At 72.1% G+C, this 16,327-nt stretch carries 10 protein-coding genes; 7 read left to right on the top strand and 3 right to left on the bottom strand.

Features of this window, described 5'->3' with window-relative positions:
• Positions 1 to 89 precede the first annotated feature (89 nt).
• The 3 genes from AB0M28_RS36360 to AB0M28_RS36350 all read right to left on the bottom strand — a co-directional run bounded on the left by AB0M28_RS36360 (position 90) and on the right by AB0M28_RS36350 (position 6,095).
• On the bottom strand, positions 90 to 3,845 hold the full coding sequence (locus AB0M28_RS36360; protein ID WP_365414408.1) for a multifunctional oxoglutarate decarboxylase/oxoglutarate dehydrogenase thiamine pyrophosphate-binding subunit/dihydrolipoyllysine-residue succinyltransferase subunit: 3,756 nt from the start codon (positions 3,843 to 3,845) through the stop codon (positions 90 to 92).
• Positions 3,846 to 4,201: 356 nt separating this feature from the next.
• Positions 4,202 to 5,314: an ATP-binding protein gene (locus tag AB0M28_RS36355; RefSeq protein WP_365414407.1), complete on the bottom strand. Its 1,113-nt coding sequence runs from the start codon at positions 5,312 to 5,314 to the stop codon at positions 4,202 to 4,204.
• A 49-nt stretch (positions 5,315 to 5,363) separates the two neighbouring features.
• Entirely contained in the window at positions 5,364 to 6,095 is a 732-nt protein-coding gene (locus AB0M28_RS36350; protein WP_365414405.1) for a response regulator transcription factor, read from the bottom strand.
• 405 nt (positions 6,096 to 6,500) lie between these two features.
• On the opposite strand from AB0M28_RS36350, the gene AB0M28_RS36345 reads away from it, so the two are divergent.
• From AB0M28_RS36345 to AB0M28_RS36315, 7 genes are all read left to right on the top strand, one after another.
• Positions 6,501 to 6,944, top strand: a complete 444-nt coding sequence (locus tag AB0M28_RS36345; protein WP_365414403.1) for a hypothetical protein — start codon at positions 6,501 to 6,503, stop codon at positions 6,942 to 6,944.
• Positions 6,941 to 7,984, top strand: coding sequence for a phosphate ABC transporter permease subunit PstC (gene pstC, locus AB0M28_RS36340; RefSeq protein ID WP_365414401.1), 1,044 nt, complete (start codon positions 6,941 to 6,943; stop codon positions 7,982 to 7,984). Before AB0M28_RS36345 ends, pstC begins: the two co-directional genes overlap by 4 nt.
• Entirely contained in the window at positions 7,984 to 9,210 is a 1,227-nt protein-coding gene (gene pstA / locus AB0M28_RS36335) for a phosphate ABC transporter permease PstA (RefSeq protein ID WP_365414400.1), read from the top strand. Before pstC ends, pstA begins: the two co-directional genes overlap by 1 nt.
• Positions 9,211 to 9,290: 80 nt before the next feature.
• Positions 9,291 to 10,979 (top strand): phosphate ABC transporter substrate-binding protein PstS, encoded by a 1,689-nt coding sequence (pstS, locus tag AB0M28_RS36330; protein ID WP_365414398.1) that lies wholly within the window; start codon positions 9,291 to 9,293, stop codon positions 10,977 to 10,979.
• Positions 10,976 to 13,549 (top strand): hypothetical protein, encoded by a 2,574-nt coding sequence (locus AB0M28_RS36325; RefSeq protein WP_365414396.1) that lies wholly within the window; start codon positions 10,976 to 10,978, stop codon positions 13,547 to 13,549. Before pstS ends, AB0M28_RS36325 begins: the two co-directional genes overlap by 4 nt.
• Positions 13,550 to 13,624: 75 nt before the next feature.
• Positions 13,625 to 14,608: a hypothetical protein gene (locus AB0M28_RS36320; protein WP_365414394.1), complete on the top strand. Its 984-nt coding sequence runs from the start codon at positions 13,625 to 13,627 to the stop codon at positions 14,606 to 14,608.
• A gap of 29 nt (positions 14,609 to 14,637) precedes the next feature.
• Entirely contained in the window at positions 14,638 to 16,209 is a 1,572-nt protein-coding gene (locus AB0M28_RS36315) for an Ig-like domain-containing protein (RefSeq protein ID WP_365414393.1), read from the top strand.
• Positions 16,210 to 16,327 lie beyond the last annotated feature (118 nt).

The following is a 16,327-nucleotide window of genomic DNA, read 5'->3' as shown; positions in this document are numbered from 1 at the left end:
GCTCGCCGCGGCGCTCGGGAACCTGGTGGAGAACGCCGTGAACTACAGCCCGGCCCGCACCCGGGTCGGCATCGCGGCCCGGCGCAGGCTCAGAGGTCGAAGACCTCCGCCGCCAGCGTCGCCTGCTGTGCCTGGTGGCGCTTTGCCGAGCCCACCGCCGGCGACGAGGACGCCGGGCGGGAGACGCGGTGGAGGCGGTCGCCGGACGGGGCCGGCTGGGAGCCGAGGACCAGGTCGAGGTGGTCGATCAGGTTCAGGGCGATGAACGGCCAGGCGCCCTGGTTGGCCGGCTCCTCCTGGGCCCAGACGAACTTCTCGGCGTTCGAGTACTTCGCCAGCTTGGCCTGGATCTCCTCCGCCGGGAGCGGGTAGAGGCGCTCGATGCGGATGATCGCCGTGTCCTGCACGCCGCGCTTCTGACGCTCGGCGTCGAGGTCGTAGTAGACCTTGCCGGAGCAGAAGACGACCTTGCGGACGGCGGCCGGGTCGACCGACGAGTCGCCGATCACCGGCTGGAAGCCGCCGGTGGTGAACTCATCCGCCTTCGACGCCGCGGCCTTCAGACGCAGCATCGACTTCGGGGTGAAGACGATGAGCGGCTTGTGGTGCGGGTTGTGCACCTGCCAGCGCAGGAGGTGGAAGTAGTTCGACGGGAGCGAGGGCATCGCGACCGTCATGTTGTTCTGCGCGCACAGCTGCAGGAAGCGCTCGATACGGGCCGAGGAGTGGTCCGGGCCCTGGCCCTCGTAGCCGTGCGGCAGCAGCAGCGTGACGCCGGAGGTCTGGCCCCACTTCTGCTCGGCGGAGGAGATGAACTCGTCCACCACCGTCTGCGCGCCGTTGACGAAGTCGCCGAACTGCGCCTCCCACATCACGAGCGACTCGGGGCGGGCCAGCGAGTAGCCGTACTCGAAGCCCATCGCCGCGTACTCGGAGAGGAGGGAGTCGTAGACGTTGTAGCGGGCCTGGCCGTCGGCCAGGTAGTTCAGCGGGGTGTAGTCCTCGCCGGTCACCTGGTCCACCAGCACCGCGTGGCGCTGGCCGAAGGTGCCGCGGCGGGAGTCCTGGCCCGCCAGGCGCACCGGGGTGCCCTCCAGCAGCAGGGAGCCGATGGCGAGGGTCTCGCCCATGCCCCAGTCGATGGTGCCGTCCTCGACCATCGCCGCGCGGCGCTGCAGCTGTGGCTGCAGCCGGCGGTGCACGGTGACGCCGTCGGGGATGTTCACCTGGGACTCGGCGATCCGCTTGACGACCTCCTGCGAGATCGCGGTGTCCACCGTGACCGGGAACTCCGGGAGCGCCGGCGGGACCTGCACGGCGGCGGGCGCCTCGGAGGCGTCGCGGACCTCGGTGAAGACCTTCTCCAGCTGGCCCTGGAAGTCCTGGAGCGCCTGCTCCGCCTCTTCCATGGTGATGTCGCCGCGGCCGATCAGGGACTCGGTGTAGAGCTTGCGCACCGAGCGCTTCTTGTCGATCAGCGAGTACATCTGCGGGTTGGTGAACTCCGGGTTGTCGGACTCGTTGTGTCCGCGGCGCCGGTAGCAGATGAGGTCGATGACGACGTCCTTGTTGAACGCCTGGCGGAACTCGAAGGCGAGGCGGGCCACGCGGACCACGGCCTCCGGGTCGTCGCCGTTCACGTGGAAGATCGGCGCCTCGATCATGCGGGCCACGTCGGTGGCGTACATCGAGGAGCGGGCCGACTCCGGGGGAGCGGTGAAGCCCACCTGGTTGTTGATCACCACGTGGACCGTGCCGCCGGTGCGGTAGCCGCGCAGCTGCGACATGTTCAGCGTCTCGGCCACGACGCCCTGGCCGGCGAAGGCCGCGTCGCCGTGCAGGGCGATCGGCAGGACGGTGAAGTCCGTGCCGCCCTTGCCGATGATGTCCTGCTTGGCGCGGGAGACGCCCTCCAGGATCGGGTCGACCGCCTCCAGGTGCGAGGGGTTGGCGGTGAGCGAGACCTTGATCTGCTCGCCGTCCAGGCCCGTGAAGGTGCCGGAGGCGCCCAGGTGGTACTTCACGTCGCCGGAGCCGTGCATGGAGCGCGGGTCCAGGTTGCCCTCGAACTCGCGGAAGATCTGGGCGTACGACTTGCCCACGATGTTGGCGAGGACGTTGAGGCGGCCGCGGTGGGCCATGCCGATGACGGCCTCGTCGAGGCGGGCCTCGGCGGCGGCGTCGATCACGGCGTCGAGCAGCGGGATGACGGACTCGCCGCCCTCCAGCGAGAAGCGCTTCTGGCCGACGTACTTCGTCTGCAGGAAGGTCTCGAAGGCCTCGGCGGCGTTCAGCCGGCGCAGGATGCGCAGCTGCTCCTCGCGCTCGGGCTTGGTGTGCGGGCGCTCGATGCGCTCCTGCAGCCACTTGCGCTGCTTCGGGTCCTGGATGTGCATGTACTCGACGCCGGTGGTGCGGCAGTACGAGTCGCGCAGCACGCCGAGGATGTCGCGGAGCTTCATCATCGACTTGCCGGCGAAGCCGCCGACGGCGAACTCGCGCTCCAGGTCCCAGAGCGTCAGCCCGTGCTCGGTGATGTCGAGGTCGGGGTGCTTGCGCTGGCGGTACTCCAGCGGGTCGGTGTCGGCCATGACGTGGCCGCGGACCCGGTAGGAGTGGATCAGCTCGAAGACGCGGGCGGCCTTGGTGACGTCGTCGTCGTGGCTCGCGTCGATGTCCTTGAGCCAGCGGACCGGCTCGTAGGGGATGCGCAGGGCCTGGAAGATGTCGTCGTAGAACCCGTTCTCGCCGAGGAGGAGGTTCGCGACGATCCGCAGGAACTCGCCGGACGCGGCGCCCTGGATGACGCGGTGGTCGTACGTCGAGGTGAGGGTCATCACCTTGGAGATGCCCAGCTTGTTCAGGGTGTCCTGGGAGGTGCCCTGGAACTCGGCCGGGTACTCCATCGCGCCGACGCCCATGATGACCGACTGGCCGGGCATCAGACGGGGCACGGAGTGGACGGTGCCGATGCCGCCGGGGTTGGTGAGCGAGCAGGTCACCCCGGTGAAGTCGTCCATCGTGAGCTTGTTGTTCCGGGCGCGGCGGACGATGTCCTCGTACGCCTGCCAGAACTCGAAGAAGTCGAGGGTCTCGGCCTTCTTGATCGCCGCCACCACGAGCTGGCGGTCGCCGTTGGGCTTCACCAGGTCGATGGCCAGGCCCAGGTTCACGTGCTCGGGCTTGACCAGGGTGGGCTTGCCGTCCTTCTCCAGGAAGGAGTGGTTCATCGACGGCATCAGCTTCATCGCCTGCACCATGGCGTAGCCGATGAGGTGGGTGAAGGAGACCTTCCCGCCCCGGGCGCGCTTGAGGTGGTTGTTGATGACGATGCGGTTGTCGAACAGCAGCTTCACCGGGACGGCGCGCACGGACGTGGCCGTGGGCATCTCCAGCGAGGCGTTCATGTTCTTCGCCACGGCGGCCGAGGGACCCTTGAGCGTGATCATCTCGGGGCCGGTGCCCGCCGGCTCGGCGGCCTTCGGCTGGGGCTTCGGCGCCGGGGCCGGGCGCTCCGCGGGGGCCGCGGCGGCCGGGGCCCGCACCGGGGCGGGCTGCACCGGGGCGGCCGGGGCCGGCGCCGGGGTGACCGGGGCGGGCGCCTGCACCGCGGGTGCGGCGGCCGGAGCCGCGGCGGACGTCTCGGCCGGGGCGGCCGCGGTGGCGGCGTTCGGCTTGTAATCGGCGAAGAAGTCCCACCAGGCTCGGTCGACCGAGTTCGGGTCCTGGAGGTACTGCTGATAGATCTCGTCTACGAGCCACTCGTTCGGACCGAACGCGGTCGCAGGGTCACGCCCCTGGCTGGGTTCGTCGGTCGAGACACTATTCGGGGACTGTGGCGACACGGCCGGATCCGCCCTCTTCCGCTTCACATAGGTGATGGACAGCGGAAAACAAGGCTACGCCCCCTCAGGGGTTCCTTGCAGGTCTCACCCGGGTCCAGTCGCCTAAGTCACACCGAAAAACGTGTTTGGGCGGGAAGAATGGCGGGAAACACATGAGGTTTGCCTACGCCCGGCAACGCAGAGTAGGGGCCGATGTCCTCGTAGGGAGCCCGAGCCGGCCCGCCATCGCCCGTCCGTCGGACGCCGACCAGCAGGTCAGCGCCCTTCCGCTGAGGTGCAACCTTACGGCAGGCGCCGCCGGGCGCCCAGCAGGTCGGGCGGACCGGGGCGGGCGTCACCGCGGCGCCGCCCCGCCGTCAGAAGCCGTCCGCGCGTTCACCCGGGAGGGTGACGAGTATGCGGCAGCCGCGAGGGGATTCGGCCACTCCGATGCGCCCGCCGTGCAGATCCACCGCCCAGCGCGCGATCGCCAGCCCCAGTCCCGTACCGCCGTCGCGGTCCGGACCGCCCTGCCGGGCGGGCTCGGCCGCGCCCCGGGTGAAGCGCTCGAAGACCCGGTGCCGCTGGTCCGCCGGAATGCCGGGGCCCTCGTCCAGCACCTCCAGACAGAGGCTCTCGGGCGTGGCGCCGGAGCGGGCGCGGACCGTGACCCGGCCGTGCGGCGGGCTGTGCTTCATGGCGTTGTCGACGAGGTTCGCCACCACCTGGTGGAGCCGCTCGGTGTCCGCGTGCGCCGTCAGCTCCGGCGGCTGGACGTCCAGGTGCAGGCTCACGTCGCGGCGGGCGAGTCCGCCGCCCGGCGTCGCCGGGACGCTGTGGGCCGGACCGCTCTGGGCGGCCATGTTCGCTTCGCGCAGAACACCCGCGAGATACGGCCAGACCTCGAAGCGCCGCGCCCGCAGCGGTACGGCGCCGCTGTCCAGCCGGGACAGGTCCAGCAACTGCTCCACCAGCCTGCCCAGCCGCTCGGTCTGCTTCAGCGCGGTGCGCATGGTGTCCGGGTCGGCCCGGGACACCCCGTCGACCACGTTCTCCAGGACGGCGCGCAGGGCGGCGATGGGGGTGCGCAGCTCGTGCGAGACGTTGGCGACGAGCTCCTTGCGGTGCCGGTCCACGGCCTCCAGGTCCGACGCCATGCGGTTGAAGCTGGCCGCCAGCTCGCCGAACTCGTCGCGCCGGCCCGCGCCCACCCGGCGCGTGTAGTCGCCGTGCGCCATGGCGCGGGTCACCTCGGTCATCTCGCCCAGCGGGGCGGTCAGCCGCTGGCCGACGAACTGGGTGAGCAGCAGCGAGGCGATCAGGGAGAAGATCGTGACGATCCGCAGCTGGGTCGACGACGCGATCGAGACGTACACCAGCGCCGTCGCGATGATCACCGACCCGATGACCAGGCCGCTGAGTGCGGCGTTCACCGAGCGGAAGGGGTCGATGGGGCGCAGGGCGGCCCACAGCCGCCTCAGTGCGCTCACGGGGCACCGCCCCCGCCCGGTCCCGTGGCCCGGCCTGCCGTCCCGGCGCTCATGCCGCCTCCGGCTCCAGGGCGTACCCGACGCCGTGCACGGTGCGGATTCGTTCGGCGCCGATCTTGCGGCGCAGGGCCTTGATATGGCTGTCCACCGTGCGGGTGCCGGAGGCGTCCGCCCAGTCCCACACCTCCACCAGCAGCTGCTCGCGCGAGAGCACCGCACGCGGCCGGCAGGCCAGGCACACCAGCAGATCGAACTCCGTCGGAGTCAGGTGTACGTCCGCCCCCGCCACCCGCACCCGGCGCTGGGCGTGGTCGATCTCCAGCCGCCCCAGCCGCAGCACGGACGTCGTACGGGGCGCGGCGGCAGCGGCGGCGGCCCGCTCCATCCGGCGCAGCAGCACGTGCACCCGCGCCGCCAGCTCCCGCATCGAGAAGGGTTTGGTCATGTAGTCGTCGGCGCCCACGCCGAGGCCCACCAGCATGTCCGTCTCGTCGTCGCGCGCGGTGAGCATCAGCACCGGCACCGGACGCCGCGACTGCACCCGCCGGCACACCTCCAGCCCGTCGTAACCGGGCAGCATCACGTCCAGGACCAGCAGGTCCGGCTCCCACTCCTCCGCCGCGGCCACCGCCGCCGGACCGTCCCCGGCGGTACGGACGGCGAAGCCCTCCGCCTTCAGCCGGGCGGCGATCGCGTCCCCGATGGTCGGATCGTCCTCGACCACCAGGACGCGGCGCGCGGTGGGCGCCGCCCCGGTGGGCCTGACCTGTACCTCTGCCATGGCTGTGCGCCCCCGCCCTCGTTCTCCCCGTCGTGCTGTGACCCGCGTCAGCAGGTTATGCGGCGGGGGCGTGAATGGGCCATGGCCTGTGGACAACTCGACCCTTCCGCGCGTTCCGGTGGGCAACGCGACGCCTCCGCGCGAGCACGGGCAGCGCCGCCGCGCACCGTGTCCGCGCGGCCACCGACCGTCGCCCCCGACGACCTTGACACCGCGGATTCCGTCCGTTCACCCGAGGTCCGTCCGGCCTTCAACTTGCTGTGAGCGAAGTCACCCCCTTCGCCGGGACTGTCTGGTCCGTCAGGGGATTGTCAGGCGTGGCGGGATTTCGGCGCCTGCCGGGGTGAGGGGGGACGGTCGATGGCGCGTCCGCGGTTCCTTTGGGTGCCAACCAGTGCCGGCTGTGTGCCGACCAGTGCCGGCGCGGACGTCGCCGGGGGTGTGCCGGTCACGTGGCGGCTGGTCGGGGGCAACAACCACGAGCTGGGCCGGGCCGCGAGCCCCTTCCCGGACCTGGCGGCCTGCCGCGGCGCCGTGGCCCTGCTGCGGACCGGTGCCTCCGCGCTGAACGGGGTGCTGAGCATGAGCGGCCCGCGCGGCATGTGGCTCTGGCAGGCGAGCCTGGCCGGCGTGCCCGCCGCCGTCTCGCCGCGGTGCTACCGGCGCCAGCGGGAGGCCCTGTACAACCTCGAGCACTTCCTGGCCGCCCTGCCGGTGGCGGACCTCCCCGGCGGCATGTCCACCCGGCCCCGGCTGCGCAGGCTGCACCTGTCCGACACCTCCGACGAGGCGGACGCCCAGGAGGGCCTCGCCCCGAAGACCCGGATCGCGGCGGCGGGCGGGCGATGAGCGAGCTGCACGGGCGGGCGCTGACCGAGCTCCGCGGGCAGGTGGTGCCCGGTGCCGACGCCGCCGAACCGCGCCGCCGGCTGCGGTCCTCGGGCGGTCCCGCCGACCGGATCTTCCGCGGGGCCGCCCGCGGCAGCGGCACCCTGGTGCTGCTGACGATGCTGCTCGTCGGCGTGTTCCTCAGCTGGCAGGCCTGGCTGGCGCTGCGCGAGGCGGGCTGGGGCTTCCTCACCACCGCGGCGTGGGAGCCGGACGCGGGCCGGTTCGGCATCGCCGCGGTGCTCACCGGGACGGTGCTGATCGGGCTGACGGCGATCGCGTTCGCCGTACCGCTGGCCCTCGGCACCGCCCTGTACATCTCGGAGTACGCCCCGCCGCGCCTGCGCCGCACCCTGATCAGCCTCGTCGACCTGATGGCCGCCGTCCCCAGCATCGTGTACGGCGTGTGGGGGGCGTTCTTCCTGCAGTCGCACATGACCGGGCCGGCCCGCTGGATCTCGACGTACTTCTCCTGGATTCCGCTGTTCGAGGTGGACGGCGCCGACCCGGGCGATCCGCTGGCCACCGCGACCGTCTACACCTCCTCCACGTTCATCGCCGGCATGGTGGTCTCCCTGATGGTCACGCCCATCGCCTGCTCGGTGATGCGTGAGGCGTTCTCCCAGGCGCCGGTCGGCGAGCGCGAGGGCGCGCTGGCGCTGGGGGCGACCCGCTGGGGCATGATCCGGTCCGTCGTGCTGCCGTACGGACGCGGGGGCGTCATCGGCGGCACGATGCTGGGGCTCGGGCGGGCGCTCGGCGAGACCATCGCCGTCTACATGATCATCTCGCCGGTGTTCGCCGTGCAGTGGCACGTGCTGCAGAACGGCACCAACTCCGTCTCCGCCCTCATCGCCCTGCGCTACGGCTCCGCCAGCGAACTGGGCATCTCCGCGCTGATGGCCGCCGGTCTCGCGCTGTTCCTGCTGACCCTCGTCGTCAACTTCGTCGCGTCCTCGATCACCGCGCGCAGCCGTGCCGGCGCCGGAGCGGAGGCCTGATGTCCGAGACCACCGTGCGCGAGGCCGTGACCGGCGCACCCGACGCCGCCACGACCGTACGCACCGAACCCGCCCGCCGCGGCACCGACCAGGACGGGCCGCGCCGCTCCACCCGGTCCCTGCACCGCTCCGACGTACTGGCGCTGGCGGGGGCGGCGGTGACCGCCGTCAGCCTGACCGTGCTCATCTCCCTGCGCGTCGCCCCCTTCGACGCCCCGCTGGGCTTCGGGGTGCTGGCCTACGGGCTGTTCGTCCTGGCGTACGCCGCGCTGGTGTCGATGGACGGCAACCGGGTCACCGTGCGCGACCGGGTGGCCGCCGTGATCTGGCACAGCCTGGCCGTACTGCTGCTGGTGGCGCTGGTCTTCGTGGTCGTCTACACGATGTGGCACGGCCGCCAGGTGCTGCCCCGGGGGAACTTCTACACCGAGGACATGAGCACCACCGGCCCCCAGCAGCCGCTGTCCTCCGGCGGCGTGCTGCACGCCGCGGCCGGCACCCTGATCCAGATCTCCATGGCCCTGTCCCTCACCGTGCCCCTGGGCCTGGCCTGCGCGGTGTTCCTCAACGAGGTGCCCGGGCCGTACGCGCGGTTCGTACGCACCATCGTCGAGGCGATGACCGCGCTGCCGTCCATCGTGGCGGGCCTGTTCGTCTACGCCACGGTCATCGTGCTGCTCGACTTCGAGAAGTCGGGCTTCGCCGCCTCCCTCGCCATCAGCGTGATGATGCTGCCGATCATCATCCGCGCCTCGGACGTCGTGCTGCGCCTCGTGCCCGGCTCGCTGCGGGAGGCGTCGTACGCGCTGGGCGCGGGGCAGTGGCGCACTGTGTGGACGGTCATCCTGCCCACCGCCCGCTCCGGGCTGACCACCGCGGTCATCCTGGGCACCGCCCGGGGAGTCGGCGAGACCTCGCCGGTGCTGCTCACCTCGGGCATGGCCCACGACCTCAACCTCAACCCCTTCGAGGGGCCGATGGTCTCGCTGCCGCTGGACACCTTCTGGCTGGTGGGCCAGCCCCAGGAGAGCTACGTCATCCGCGGCTTCGGCGCCGCCGCCGTCCTGCTGGGGCTCGTGCTGACGCTGTTCGTCGTGGCCCGGCTGATCGGCGGCCGCGGGCCCGGCGAACTCGGCCGGCGCGCACTGCGCCGGCGGGCCCGGCGCTCCCACAGGGACGCCCTGCGCATCTCCGCCCGCCGCCGCGCGGCCGGGCCGCCGGGCTGACCGCGGCCCGCACCCTCCCGACGCCGGCCGGGCCCGCACCCCCTCCCGCACGATCCGCGAACGATCAGGAGTCACCTGTCATGACACGACCAGCGACCGGCCCGCGGGGCACCCGGGCCGCCCGGGCCGCCGGGGCCGTGCTGCTCGCCGCCGTGCTGCTGCTGCTCGCCCAGTGGCCGGTCGGCCCCGCGCGGGCCGCGTCCGGCTACACGCCGATCTCGGGCGCGGGCTCGACCTGGAGCCAGAACGCCATCACCCAGTGGCAGACCAACGTCAAGAAGTCGCAGATGACGGTGCGCTACACCGGCCTCGGCTCCTCCGACGGCCGCAACCAGTTCCGCAACGGCACCGTGGACTTCGCCGTCTCCGAGATCCCCTACGGGGTGAAGGACACCGGCGTCGTCGACACCCCGCCGAAGCGCGCGTACGCCTACATGCCGATCGTGGCCGGCGGCACCTCGTTCATGTACAACCTGGTGATCGGCAACCAGCGGGTGACCAATCTGCGGCTGTCCGGCGAGAACCTCGCCAAGATCTTCACCGGCACCCTCACCCGCTGGAACGACCCGGCGATCAAACGCGACAACCCGGCGCTGGCGGCCCGGCTGCCCGCCCGCAAGATCGTCCCCGTCGTACGGTCCGACGGCTCGGGCACCACCGCCCAGTTCTCCGGCTGGCTCGCCGACCAGAACCAGGGCCTGTGGGACGCGTACTGCCGCCAGGCCGGCCGGCCCACCCCCTGCGGCCAGACCTCCAACTACCCGACCATCGCGGGCAAGGGCTTCGTCGCCCAGTCCGGCTCCAACGGCGTCTCGGGCTATGTCGCGACCAAGGGCAACATCGGCACGATCACCTACGTCGAGTACTCCTACGCCACCGAGTCGACCCACTTCCCCGTGGTCAAGGTGCTCAACAAGGCGGGCTACTACGTGGAGCCCACCGCCAGCAACGTCGCCGTCGCCCTGCTCAAGGCCCGTATCGAGGACGACGAGAGCTCGCCCGCCTACCTCACCCAGAAGCTGCAGGGCGTCTACAACGACCGGGACCCGCGGACGTATCCGCTGTCCAGCTACAGCTACATGATCCTGCCGACGAAGACGGAGTCCAACTTCAGCGAGAACAAGGGCCGCACGCTCGGCGCGTTCGGCAAGTACTTCCTCTGCGACGGCCAGCGCTTCGTCGACGACCTCGGCTACTCGCCGCTGCCGAAGAACCTGGTGGAGGCCGGCTTCGAGCAGCTGAAGAGGATCCCCGGGGCCGAGGTGGGCACCATCAACATCAACAGCTGCCGCAACCCCACCTTCTCCTCCGACGGCACCAACACCCTGGCCAAGAACGCCCCGTTCCCGCCCGCCTGCGACAAACAGGGACCGAAGCAGTGCACCACCGGGACCGGCGGCGCCACCACGCCCACCAACCCCGGCGGCGGTTCGGCGGGCGGCGGCTCCGCGAGCGGCGGGTCCGCGGCCGGCGGCGCAAGCGGCGGTACGGCCGGCACGGCCGGCGGTACGGCGGCAGCCGGCGGTACGGGCGACGCGGCGGGCGGCACGGCGATCGACCCCGACACCGGCCAGGTGGTGAACGCCGGCACCGGCGGCTCGCAGGGCGGCGACGCGTACGCGGTGCCCGTCACCACGGGCGCGTCGATCAGCAGCGGGCTGCGCAACACGCTGATGGTGCTCGCCGGGGTGCTGCTGCTGGCGGTCACCTTCGGCCCACCGCTGCTGGCGGGCCGGCTGGACCGGCGCAACCAGGGGAGGCAGCGGTGAAGCGCCCCGCGATACGAACCCGAACCCGCACCCGCACCCGCGCCGCGGCGCTGCTCCTCGCGCTGACGGCGGTGGCCGGGCTGACCGGCGCGAGCGCCGAGGAGACCGGCACCGCGGGCTCGGCCGTCACGGTCCACGGCAGCGGCGAGTTCGCGGACCTCGCCGTCACCGTGGACAAGACCCGCGACCTGGTCAACGAGGGCGTACGGGTCTCCTGGACCGGCGGCCGGCCGACCGCCCGCGACAGCGACGTCGGCGCCAACTTCCTGCAGATCATGCAGTGCTGGGGCGACGGCCCCGACGGCCCGGACCGCGAGCAGTGCGAGTACGGGGCGACGTACCAGACCGGCAGCGGCAGCGACAGCGTCGGCCTGTACGTCAGGACCCGGATGGTCGACGACAAGCTCGCCGCCTACCCGCCGGACCCCGACCGGGAGAAGGACGAGCACCTCGACGAAGGCTTCGTGCCCTTCCGCTCCGTCGACGGCACCGTCGAGAACAAGCCCCGGGGCAACGCCTACTACGACAGCAACACCACCAACGAGTACCCCTACGCCACCACCGACGCCACCGGCGGCGGCCAGGCCCTGTTCGACATGCAGACCGCCGTCGAGTCCCCGGGCCTGGGCTGCGGCGCCGCCGTCGACCCGGACGCCGCCAAGCCCGTCGCCCGCACCTGCTGGCTGGTGATCGTGCCGCGCGGCGAGTACGAGGTCGACGGCCGCCGCTACGACACCGTCAACACCGACCGGCGGCTGCAGAGCTCCCCGTTCAGCCTCACCAACTGGAAGAACCGGCTCGTCGTACCGCTCAGGTTCACGCTGATCGGCGACCCCTGCCCGATCGACGCGGAGGAGCGCGGCACCCTCGGCAACGAGCTCACCGCCGAGGCCGTCCACCGCTGGCAGCCCGCCCTGTGCCGCACCGGGCGCAAGGTGTCCTTCTCGTACGCCCAGATCGGCGACGCCACCGCGCGCGACAAGCTCACCGGCGACGAACCGGGCCTGGTGCTCCTCGGGGAGCCGCCCGCGGCGGAGCCCGCCGACGACGTACCGGAACCGCTGTACGCACCCGTCGCCCTGTCCGGGCTCACGCTGGGCTTCCAGATCGACCTGCTGCCCCGGTTCAACGCGCCGCAGGACGTCAAGGACCGCGCCGGATCGCCGGTGACGGAGCTCAACCTGACCCCGCGGCTGGTGGCGAAGCTGCTCACCGAGTCGTACCAGGCGGGCAGCGTCCCCGGCGCGCCGGGTGTGGCCGGCAATCCGTACTTCGTCAGCCAGGATCCGGAGTTCCGCAGGTACAACCCGGACCTCGAGCACATGGACGTCAACCTCGGCGACGCCCTGGTCCCGCTGCCTGCCGCCGACGCGAGCCTGGCGCTGTGGCGGTGGATCGTCTCCGACGCCGCCGCCCGCGAGTTCCTCGCCGGCACCCCCGACGACGAGGGCGCCCACGGCGACGGCTCGTACAGCGGGATGAAGGTCAATCCGGCGTACGAGGACCTGGAGCTGCCGGTCGACAACCTGCCCAAGAACGAGACGTACTGCCAGGAGTTCGCCGACCACGCCGACCGGCCCGCCTGCATCATCGACCACCGGGCCTACGCCATCGACATGCACGAGGCCGCGCGCTCCGCCGCCCGCGGCGACGAGCTGAACCAGAGCCTGTGGGACGCCACCGCCGCCCCGCCCCGCTACAAGAAGCACCCCCCGCAGCTCATCGGCCGGCGCGCGGTGCTGGCCCTCACCGACACCGCGTCCGCCGCCCGCTACGGGCTGGTCCCGGCCCGGCTGATGAACGCGGCGGGCGAGTTCACCGCGCCCACCGACGCCTCGCTGCTCGCCGCCGCGGACGCGATGAAGCCGAGCAAGGCGGCCCCCTCGGTGCTGCTGCCCGACCCGGCGGCCACCGACCCCGACGCCTACCCGCTGACGTTGCTCACCTACGCCTCGACCGTCCCGGAGCGCCTCACCAGGCAGGAGGGCGCGGACTACGCGGAGCTGCTGGAGTACGCCGTGGGCGCGGGCCAGCAGCCGGGCACCGCCGAGGGCACGCTGCCCGCCGGATACGCGCCGCTGCCCGCAGGGCTGCGCGCGAAGACCCGCACGGCAGCGGACGACATCCGCGAGCGGGCGGGCAAGGCGGCCGACGACCCGGACCCCGCACCGAGCGACGGCGACGGCGGGACGACGGGCGGCGGCGATCCGGGTGCCACCGGCGGCGGTTCGGCGTCGGGCGGCGGCGACACGGGCGGGGTCACCGCCTCGCCGACCCCCACCACCTCTCCCGGACCCTCCGCGGCGCCCGTCGGATCCGCGGAGTCACCGGGGGACACCCCTGCCTGGGCGATGGGCGCCGTGCGCTACGCCCTCATGATCGCCCTGGTCACCGGACTCGCCGGAGCGGTCTTCGGGCCGCTGCTGCCGAAGGTGGCGCCGCGTCTCGCGGCGCGCATCGCGGCGGCCCGCGGCAGACCGGCCGTACCGGGCGGCACCCCTTCCCCGAGCCCGTCGAGCGGGGGAAGCCACACGGCCGACAGCGCGGAGGTGGTACCCGGAAGCGAATGACCCCAGTCGCGCCAACGAACTGAAAGCAACCCCGCCGGGCACCACCCGGCTTCAGCCTATGAGGTGAACCTCAACGTGAACAAGCGAGGAAAGGCCGCCGCGGCCCTCGCGGCCGCCTGTCTCATCGCGGGCGCACTCGGCGGTGTCGCCACCGCCGACCCCTCCGGGACCCCGCAGTACCGGCCGCTGTCGGGCGTGGGCTCGGACACCACGCAGGACGTGATGAACGGGATGGCCAACGCCATCACGGTCAACGGCACCAAGGTCCTCGGCTCCTACGACGCGACCGGGTCCCAGAACATCACCACCAAGGACCCGGCGACCAACCCCAACTGCACCATCGCCCGGCCCAACGGCTCGGGCGCCGGCCGCACCGCGCTCGTCAACGAGCTCAACCGCGGTTTCAACTGCCTGGACTTCTCCCGCTCCTCCAGCCTCAACCAGGCGCCCACCTCGCCGGGACTGACGTACGTCCCGTTCGCGGTGGACGGCCTGAGCTACGCGGTCACGCCCAACAGCGTGCTGCCGCGCAAGCTCACCCTCGCGGACCTGCGCGAGATCTACCACTGCAACCCCGACTACATCGGCACCGGCACGAACGCGGTGACGGCGTACATCCCGCAGGCCGGCTCCGGCACCCGGTCGTTCTGGCTGGGCCAGATGCAGGTCACCGAGGCGCAGCTGCCGAGCCTGACCTGCATCAAGGACAACAAGAACGGTGCGCCGGTGCAGGAGCACGACGGCCGGTTCATGGACAGCCGGTCCATCGTGCCGTTCTCCATCGCCCAGTACCAGGCGCAGGCCGCCGGCACCATCGCCGACCTGCGGGGCAGCTCGCTGCTCGGCAGCGTCGGCGGACAGACGCCGACCACCCTGAACTCCGACTTCGCGATCAAGCGGGACGTCTACAACGTCATCCCCACGGACAAGACCGCCACCGCGCCGTGGAGCACGGTCTTCGTCGGCCCGAATGCGCTGATCTGCCAGCGGACCGACGTACTGAAGAGCTACGGCTTCGCCCCCGCGGCCAACTGCGGCTCCCAGCTGCCCACCGGCTGACCGACGCACCGAGAATGAGGGACAAGCAGATGTTCAGGATCAGACTCCCGCGCGCCGTCGCGGGTGTGGCCGCGGCGCTGGCCGCGGTGCTCGCGGGCGGTGTGCTGGCCGCCCCGACCGCCTCGGCGGCGCCGATCGGCACCCTGTCGTTCAGCCCGGCGACGGGCGCGGACACCACGCCCATCGACATGACCACCTCCGGGCTGTGCCCGGAGACGGCCACCAACACCATCGTCAGCGTGCGCGGTTCGGGCTTCCCCGACGACTACATCGTCGTGGGCAACACGGACCTCACCGCCTACCCGGTGCAGAACGGCGGCATGCGCATCCCGCTCCGCCTGCACATGCGGGGCTACGCCGACGAGGTCGGCTTCCAGACCCTGCAGGGCCGCTACGACTTCACCGTGACCTGCCGGCTCGCGTTCGGCAGCACCACCTTCGGTGAGTTCACCGGCTCGATCTGGTTCACCTCCAACACCGCCTACCAGTCCACCGACCCGAACGCCCCGGCGCAGGACACCACGGTGAGCCTGCAGGCCAGCCCGTCCGGGCCGGTCGACGCCGGTACGGCGGTCACGCTGACCGCGACCACCGGGCCCGCCGGGACCGCCGGCGTCGTGCAGTTCCGCGACAACGGCACGGCCATCGGCTCCCCGGTCGCCGTCTCCGGCAACACCGCCTCGCTGGCCACCAGCAGCCTGGGCGCCGGCACGCACGCGCTGACGGCCGAGTTCCAGCCGTCCAGTTCGTCGTTCAAGCCGTCGACCTCGGCCCCGGTGAGCCTCACGGTGAACGCGGCCCCCGCCACGCCGACGACGACCGCCCTGCTGGTCTCGCCGTCCGGCAGCTCCGCCCAGTACGGCCCGGTCAGCATGACCGCGACCGTCACCCCGAGCGGCGCGGCGGGCAGCGTGAAGTTCCAGGACACCGTGGGCGGTAACACCACCGTCCTCGGCACGGTGCCGGTCTCCGGCGGCAGCGCGGCCTTCAGCACCAGCGCGCTGGGCGTGGGCGAGCACTCGCTCACGGCCGTCTTCGTCCCCGCGAACGCGGGCGCCTACCTGGGCTCCAGCGCGGCACCGGTGGCCCACACGATCACCCCGTTCGCGGGCGTCTCGGTGGGCCAGAACATCACCACCACCGTCGAGGCGGGCGCCCTGGCGATCAGCGTCGAGGACCCGAACGTGACGCTGCCCTCGCCGCAGCTGAACTCCGCCGGCACCCTGCTCACCACCGGCGGCGCCATCAACGCCGTGACCCTCACCGACACCCGCGCCGGCAACCCCGGCTGGTCGCTGAGCGGCCAGGTGGGCGACTTCACCGACGGCGGCTCCCACTCCATCAACGGCCAGAACCTCGGCTGGACCCCGAACGTCATCGACAAGGCCCCCGGCCAGACGGTGACCGCGGGTGCGGCCGTGGCCCCGGCGGTGGGCGCGGCCCCCGGCGACGGCGGCAGCGCGGGCCTGAAGCAGTCCCGCTCCCTCGCCACCGGCACCGGCCTGGGCACCGCCCACTTCGGCGCCGACCTGGCCCTGAACGTGCCGACGTCGACCGTCGCCGGCACCTACACCGCGACCCTCACCCTCACGGCCATCTGAGCACCACCGGATGAGCCCGGGGCTCGACCGGCATTTGTAGGACCTTACGAAGGAGCGGTAGGGCGACGTGTACCTATGTACGAAGGTTAAGTATCGGTCATGTGAACGAGTGGTCTGA

Source organism: Streptomyces sp. NPDC051940, assembly GCF_040680895.1.
Lineage (GTDB): Bacteria > Actinomycetota > Actinomycetes > Streptomycetales > Streptomycetaceae > Streptomyces.
Note: the sequence above shows the minus strand (reverse complement) of the source record. Positions and strands in the feature narration are given on the sequence as shown.